This window comes from Streptomyces murinus (assembly GCF_002154555.1).
Classification (GTDB): domain Bacteria; phylum Actinomycetota; class Actinomycetes; order Streptomycetales; family Streptomycetaceae; genus Streptomyces; species Streptomyces murinus.
Genome location: NZ_MUNF01000099.1, coordinates 1 through 6,147 on the forward strand (window position 1 = coordinate 1; position 6,147 = coordinate 6,147).

Annotated in this window: 5 protein-coding genes and 1 pseudogene; 3 read left to right on the forward strand and 3 right to left on the reverse strand. The window is 71.4% G+C overall.

Annotated elements, in window-relative coordinates; all coding sequences use genetic code 11:
- Window positions 1–124: pseudogene (locus CCN72_RS40340) on the forward strand (ATP-binding protein); the annotation flags it as partial.
- Here CCN72_RS40340 and CCN72_RS08040 read toward each other — a convergent pair.
- The 3 genes from CCN72_RS08040 to CCN72_RS08050 form a co-directional block, all read right to left on the reverse strand.
- Window positions 84–1,547 carry an amino acid permease gene (locus CCN72_RS08040; protein ID WP_086806909.1) on the reverse strand — a complete coding sequence of 488 codons (1,464 nt, stop codon included), beginning with the start codon at window positions 1,545–1,547 and terminating at the stop codon, window positions 84–86. The pseudogene CCN72_RS40340 and the gene CCN72_RS08040 overlap by 41 nt on opposite strands.
- Window positions 1,548–1,730: 183 nt before the next feature.
- Window positions 1,731–2,741 (reverse strand): ornithine carbamoyltransferase, encoded by a 1,011-nt coding sequence (gene argF, locus CCN72_RS08045; protein ID WP_086806910.1) that lies wholly within the window; start codon window positions 2,739–2,741, stop codon window positions 1,731–1,733.
- A gap of 95 nt (window positions 2,742–2,836) precedes the next feature.
- Window positions 2,837–4,060 carry an arginine deiminase gene (locus CCN72_RS08050; protein WP_086806911.1) on the reverse strand — a complete coding sequence of 408 codons (1,224 nt, stop codon included), beginning with the start codon at window positions 4,058–4,060 and terminating at the stop codon, window positions 2,837–2,839.
- A gap of 182 nt (window positions 4,061–4,242) precedes the next feature.
- Between CCN72_RS08050 and CCN72_RS08055 the strand changes: the two genes are divergently transcribed.
- Both CCN72_RS08055 and CCN72_RS08060 read left to right on the forward strand, forming a co-directional pair.
- On the forward strand, window positions 4,243–5,289 hold the full coding sequence (locus tag CCN72_RS08055) for an SPFH domain-containing protein (protein ID WP_086806912.1): 1,047 nt from the start codon (window positions 4,243–4,245) through the stop codon (window positions 5,287–5,289).
- On the forward strand, window positions 5,286–6,147 hold an 862-nt coding region (locus CCN72_RS08060; RefSeq protein ID WP_086806913.1), incomplete at its 3' end, for an NAD(+)/NADH kinase. The genes CCN72_RS08055 and CCN72_RS08060, both read left to right, overlap by 4 nt.

Genomic DNA, 6,147 nt, shown 5'->3' on the forward strand with positions numbered 1-6,147 from the left:
CTCAGGGCGCGGATCAGCAGCAGCCCGCGCCCTGAGCGCCTCCTGCGGACACCGCCCCACCCCGAGGGGCAAGGCGGTGTGGTTCACGCTTCCTGCGGTTCCCGCTCCGCGCCGGCCGCTGTGACACCGGCTCGGTCCGCGTCGGCGGCCAGGTCGCGGGCGAGCGTGGAGTGCCGGCGCCCGTAGGCGACGTAGACGAGGAAGCCCACCGCGAGGAACAGCGCGAACTGCGCCCAGGTCCGCCAGCCGGTCTCGAACATCAGATACAGGCAGAAGGCGATGCCGAGCAGCGGGACCACCGGGTAGAGCGGCACCCGGAAGCTGCGGGTCAGGCCCGGCTCGCGGCGGCGCAGGGTCATCACCGCGAGGTTCACCACGGCCATGATCGCGAGCGTGCCGATGGTGCACAGGTTCATCACCGCGTCGAGCGAGGCGAAGGCCGCCGGGACCGCGAAGACGATCGCGACGATCAGGGTGCCGGCGACCGGCGTCGAGGTCTTCGGGGAGACCTTCTCGAAGACGCGCGGGATCAGGCCGTCGCGGGACATCGACATCAGGATGCGCGTCTGGCCGTACATCACCGCGAGCACCACGGAGGCGATGGCGACGACCGCGCCGAAGGCGATCACACCGCCGCCGATGGTGGAGCCGGTGACCTCGTTGACCACGTAGGACAGGGCGGCGGGGCGGCCCGCGACCTGCTTGCCGCCGATGGCGCCGATGGCCGCGAGCGCGACGGCGCAGTACAGCAGCGTCACGATGCCCATACAGACCATGATCGCCACGGGGATGTCACGGCGGGGGTTCTTGGCCTCCTCACCGGCGGTGGTGATCGCGTCGAAGCCGATGTACGAGAAGAACGCGGCGGTGGTGCCCGCGCCGATGCCGCCGAGGCCGGCCGGGGAGAACGGAGTGAGGTTTCCGTGCTTGAACGCGCTGTAGCCGATCACGCAGAAGGCGATCAGGATCACCAGCTTGACGGCGGCCATGGCGGCGGTCGCCCCGGCGCTCTCGCGCACACCGCGCACCAGCAGCACCGAGGCCATGGCGATCACCAGCACCGCCGGGAGGTTGACGATGCCGCCGTCGCCCGGCCCCGCCGACAGCACGGCGGGCAGCTGCCAGCCGATGAGGCTGTGCAGCAGCTCGTTGACGTACTGGCTCCAGCCGACCGCGACGGCCGAGATGGAGATGCCGTACTCCAGCAGCAGGCACCAGCCGACCAGGAAGGCGGTGGACTCGCCGAGACCGGCGTAGGCGAAGGAGTACGAGGAGCCGGAGACCGGGATCGCGCCGCCCAGCTCCGCGAAGGAGAAGGCGGTGAACACGCAGGTGATCGCGGCGAGGACGAAGGAGATGACGACGGCGGGGCCGGCCTGCGCGACGGAGTCGGAGAGGCCGACGAAGATGCCGGTGCCGACGATGGCGCCGACGCCGAAGCAGATGAGCTGGAAGAGCCCCATCGTGCGCTTCAGGCCGTGTCCCTCGCGGTCGGCGCCGGATTCGGCGACGAGCAGGTGGGGGGACTTGATGCGGGGAGCGGGCATTGCGGGTGGTGCTCGTTTCTGGTGGTGCGGGCGGCCGGGTGACGGCCGCCGGTGCGAGCGGCGGGTGCGACGGGTGGCGTCGCGGGTGCGAGCGACGGGATGACGGTCGCGCCGGCGGCCTCGGAGTGGGTGGTTCCGAGGCCGCCGATCAGGATAATCCCTGGTCGGGGACGGGAACCAGGCTCAGCGGCCGAGTGTGGCGACCAGCACGGCCTTGATGGTGTGCAGCCGGTTCTCGGCCTCGTCGAAGACCACGGAGTACGCCGACTCGAACACCTCGTCGGTGACCTCCAGGGAGGTCAGCCCGTACGCCTCGTGGATCTCCTGTCCGACCTTGGTGCCGAGGTCGTGGAAAGCGGGCAGGCAGTGCAGGAACCTGACGTCCGGGTTGCCGGTGGCGCGCAGGACGTCCATGGTCACGGCGTACGGCGCGAGCGCCTTGATCCGCTCGGCCCAGACCTCCTTGGGCTCACCCATGGAGACCCAGACGTCGGTGGCGACGAAGTCGGCGCCGCGGACGCCCTCGGCGATGTCCTCGGTCAGGGTGATCACCGCGCCGCTGGTCCTCGCCAGCTCGCGGGCGCGGGCCACGATCCCGGGGGCGGGCCAGTACTGCTCGGGCGCCACGATCCGTACGTCCATGCCGAGCAGGGCGCCGGTGACCAGGTAGGAGTTGCCCATGTTGAAGCGGGCGTCACCGAGGTAGGCGAAGGCGATCTCCGGCAGCGGCTTGGCGCTGTGCTCGGTCATGGTGAGCACGTCGGCCAGCATCTGGGTGGGGTGCCAGTCGTCGGTGAGCCCGTTGAAGACGGGCACCCCGGCCCGGGCGGCCAGTTCCTCGACCTTGGCCTGGCTGTCGCCGCGGTACTCGATGCCGTCGAACATCCGGCCGAGCACCCGGGCGGTGTCCCCCACGGACTCCTTGTGCCCGATCTGCGAGCCGGACGGGTCGAGGTACGTCGTGTGGGCGCCCTGGTCGGCGGCCGCGACCTCGAACGCGCAGCGGGTGCGCGTCGAGGTCTTCTCGAAGATCAGCGCGATATTAAGACCCCGGAGGTGCTGGACCTCGGCCCCGGCCCGCTTGGCGGCCTTCAGCTCCGCGGCCAGCTCGATCAGGCCGCGGAACTCCTCCTCGGTGAAGTCCAGCTCCTTGAGGAAGTGACGGCCGGCGAGTGCGGTCGGGACTGTCGCCATGGGGGCGCTCCAGGGATACGGGGGTACGGCTCTAGGGACTCCGAAATTCTATACGACCATCGGTAAGTTTATGCAGACCCCTGACGTGCAGGTTCTCACACAGGATCCCGTTCCACCGGACAGCTCATGCACCGGGGTCCGCCCCGGCCCCGCCCCAGCTCGCTGCCCGGGATCTCGATGACCTCGATGCCCTGCTTGCGCAGATGGGTGTTGGTGGTGGAGTTCCGCTCATAGGCGACGACGACACCGGGTTCGACGGCGAGCACATTGCAGCCGTCGTCCCACTGCTCGCGCTCGGCCGCGTGCACGTCCTGGGTGGCGGTCAGCACCCGGATCTCGCCGAGCCCGAGGGCGGCGGCGATCGCGCGGTGCATGTGCTCCGGCGGGTGGTCGGTGACCTTCAGCTCCTTCTCGCTCACGCCCGGTTCGATGGTGTACGAGCGCAGCATGCCGAGCCCGGCGTACTGGGTGAAGGTGTCGCCGCCGACCATCGTCATCACCGTGTCGAGGTGCATGAAGGCGCGCCGCTTGGGCATGTCGAGCGCGACGATCGTCCGGGCGGAGCCGGCCGCGAACAGTTTGTGCGCGAGCATCTCCACGGCCTGCGGGGTGGTGCGCTCGCTCATGCCGACGAGGACCGCGCCGTTGCCGATCACCAGGACGTCGCCGCCCTCGATGGTGGAGGGGTAGTCGGCCTGCCCCTGGGACCAGATGTGGAACGGCTCGTCACGGAAGAGCGGATGGTGCCGGTAGATCGCCTCGAAGTGGACGGTCTCGCGCTGCCGGGCGGGCAGCCGCATGGCGTTGATGGAGACCCCGTCGTAGATCCAGGCGGAGGTGTCGCGGGTGAAGAGGTGGTTGGGCAGCGGGGCGAGCAGGAAGTCGTCCAGGTCCATCACATGGAAGCGGACGGAGGTCGGCTCCGCGTGCGCCGCCAGGAACTCCCGCTTGGTCATGCCGCCGACGAGGGCCTCGGCCAGTTCGCGGGCGGGCAGGTTCTCGAACGCGGCGCGCAGATGGGAGGTGGCGAGCGGGCCGTACTCCCGTTCGTCGAAGACGCGGTCCAGGACCAGGGTGCGGGCCTCGGGCAGCTCCAGGGCCTCGACCAGCAGATCGCCGAAGAGGTGGACGGCGACGCCCCGGTCGCGCAGTACGTCGGCGAACCCGTCGTGTTCGGCGCGGGCCCGGCGCACCCACAGGACGTCGTCGAAGAGGAGGGCGTCCTTGTTGCTGGGGGTGAGCCTTTTGAGCTCAAGATCGGGCCGGTGGAGGATGACGCGGCGCAGCCGCCCGGCCTCGGAGTCGACGTGGAATCCCATGTGACCATCCTGACCATCGAGGACCGGATTCACCCGCCTGTCGGCCATTTCGGAGCGCTCTTGTTGCGACTTCAGTTCGATCACCCAGCCCCCGGCCGTACGGCTCGACGGTTTTCGTCTACTTGACGACAAAGGGTCGTCCGTCTTATCGTCTTAGCGACGAAAAGAGGCGAGGGGAACCCATGGCCGACATCACCCGGCGTCTTGGCTGGCGCCATCTGCGGGGCACTCCGACGGCGCACATCCGCCACCACCGCTCCGGGCAGTTGGTGCACGACGGCCCCGGACTCAGCTTCTGGTTCCGCTCGTTGACGGCGGCGCTGTCCGAAATACCGGTGGACGACCGCGAGCTGGCGATGACCTTCCACGCCCGTACGGCCGACTTCCAGGACGTGACGGTGCAGGCGACGGTCACCTACCGCATCGGCGACCCGGCGCTCGCCGCCGCCCGGCTCGACTTCTCGGTCGACCCGGACACCGGCGCCTGGCGGGGCACGCCGCTGGAGCAACTGGCCACCCTGCTCACGGAGACGGCGCAGGAGCACGCCCTGGACGTGCTGGCCCGCACTCCGCTGTCGGCCGCGCTGACCGACGGGGTGAGCACGGTGCGCGAGCGGCTCGCGGCCGGGCTCGCCGCGCAGCCCCGGCTGCCGGACACCGGGATCGAGGTGGTCGCGGTGCGCGTGGTGGCGGTGCGCCCGGAGCCCGAGGTCGAACGGGCGCTGCGCACCCCGGCGCGGGAACAGATCCAGCAGGAGGCCGACCGGGCGACGTACGAGCGGCGGGCGGTGGCCGTCGAACGGGAGCGCGCCATCGCCGAGAACGAGCTGGCCAGCCGCATCGAACTCGCCCGGCGCGAGGAGCAGTTGGTGGAGCAGCGCGGCACCAACGCACGGCGCGAGGCGGAGGAGCAGGCGGCCGCGGACGCGGTACGGGCGGACGCCGAGGCGGCGCGCACGGTACGGCTCGCGCAGGCGGAGGCGGACAAGGTGGTACGGCTGGCGCGCGCGGCGGCGGAGCAGGAGCGCGAGGTGGGCGAGGCGCGGGCGCAGGCGCGGGCGGCCTGGCTGCGGGTGCACGCCGAGGCGGACGTGGCGACGCTGCACGCGCTGGCGGCGATGCGGGTGGCGGAGAACCTGCCGGACATCGGGAGCGTGACGATCTCGCCGGATGTGCTGACGGGACTGCTGGCGAAGCTCGGCGGGGCGGGCTCCGGGGCCGGGGCGTGAGTCTCGCGCCGCGGGCCGTACTGGTCCATCGCACCACGGAGTACGAGGAGTTGGTGGCCCGGTACGGCACCCATGGCCAGGCCGCGTTCGTGCTCGCCTCCCGGGGCCGGGACATCGAGGAGATCGCGGCCCGGCACCAGGGGACGCGGCGGGCGCTGGCCGAGGTGACGGCGGCCGTGCCGCTGACCTGGCGGCAGGCCCGGGTGGAACGCGCCGATCTGGAGCGGTTCCTGTTCGCGCCCGAGGACGTCGTCGTGGTGATCGGTCAGGACGGGCTGGTCGCCAATGTGGCCAAGTACCTGACCGGGCAGCCGGTGATCGGCATCGACACCGACCCGGGACGCAACCCGGGGGTGCTGGTACGGCACCGCCCGCAGGACGCGGCGAAGCTGCTCGCGGCGCCGGGCGGCGGGTGCGAGGAGCTGACGATGGTGGCGGCGGAGGCCGACGACACGCAGCGGCTGGTCGCGCTCAACGAGATCTACCTCGGCGCCGCGGGCCACCAGACCGCCCGATACCGCCTGGGTCTCGACGGCGACAGGGGTGCCGTCGAGGCCCAGGCCTCCTCCGGGGTCCTGGTGGGCACGGGCACGGGTGCCACGGGCTGGCTGCGCTCCCTCTGGCAGGAGCGGGGCGGCCGGCTCCTGCTGCCCTCCCCCACCGAGCCCAGCCTCCTCTGGTACGTCCGCGAGGCCTGGCCCTCACCGGCCACCGGCACGACCCTGGTCTCCGGCCGACTGGACGCGTCCGCCGCCCTGACCCTCACCGTGGAGTCCGACCACCTCATCGCCTTCGGCGACGGCATCGAGACGGACGCCCTCCACCTGACGTGGGGGCAGCGGGTGCGCGTGGGGGTGT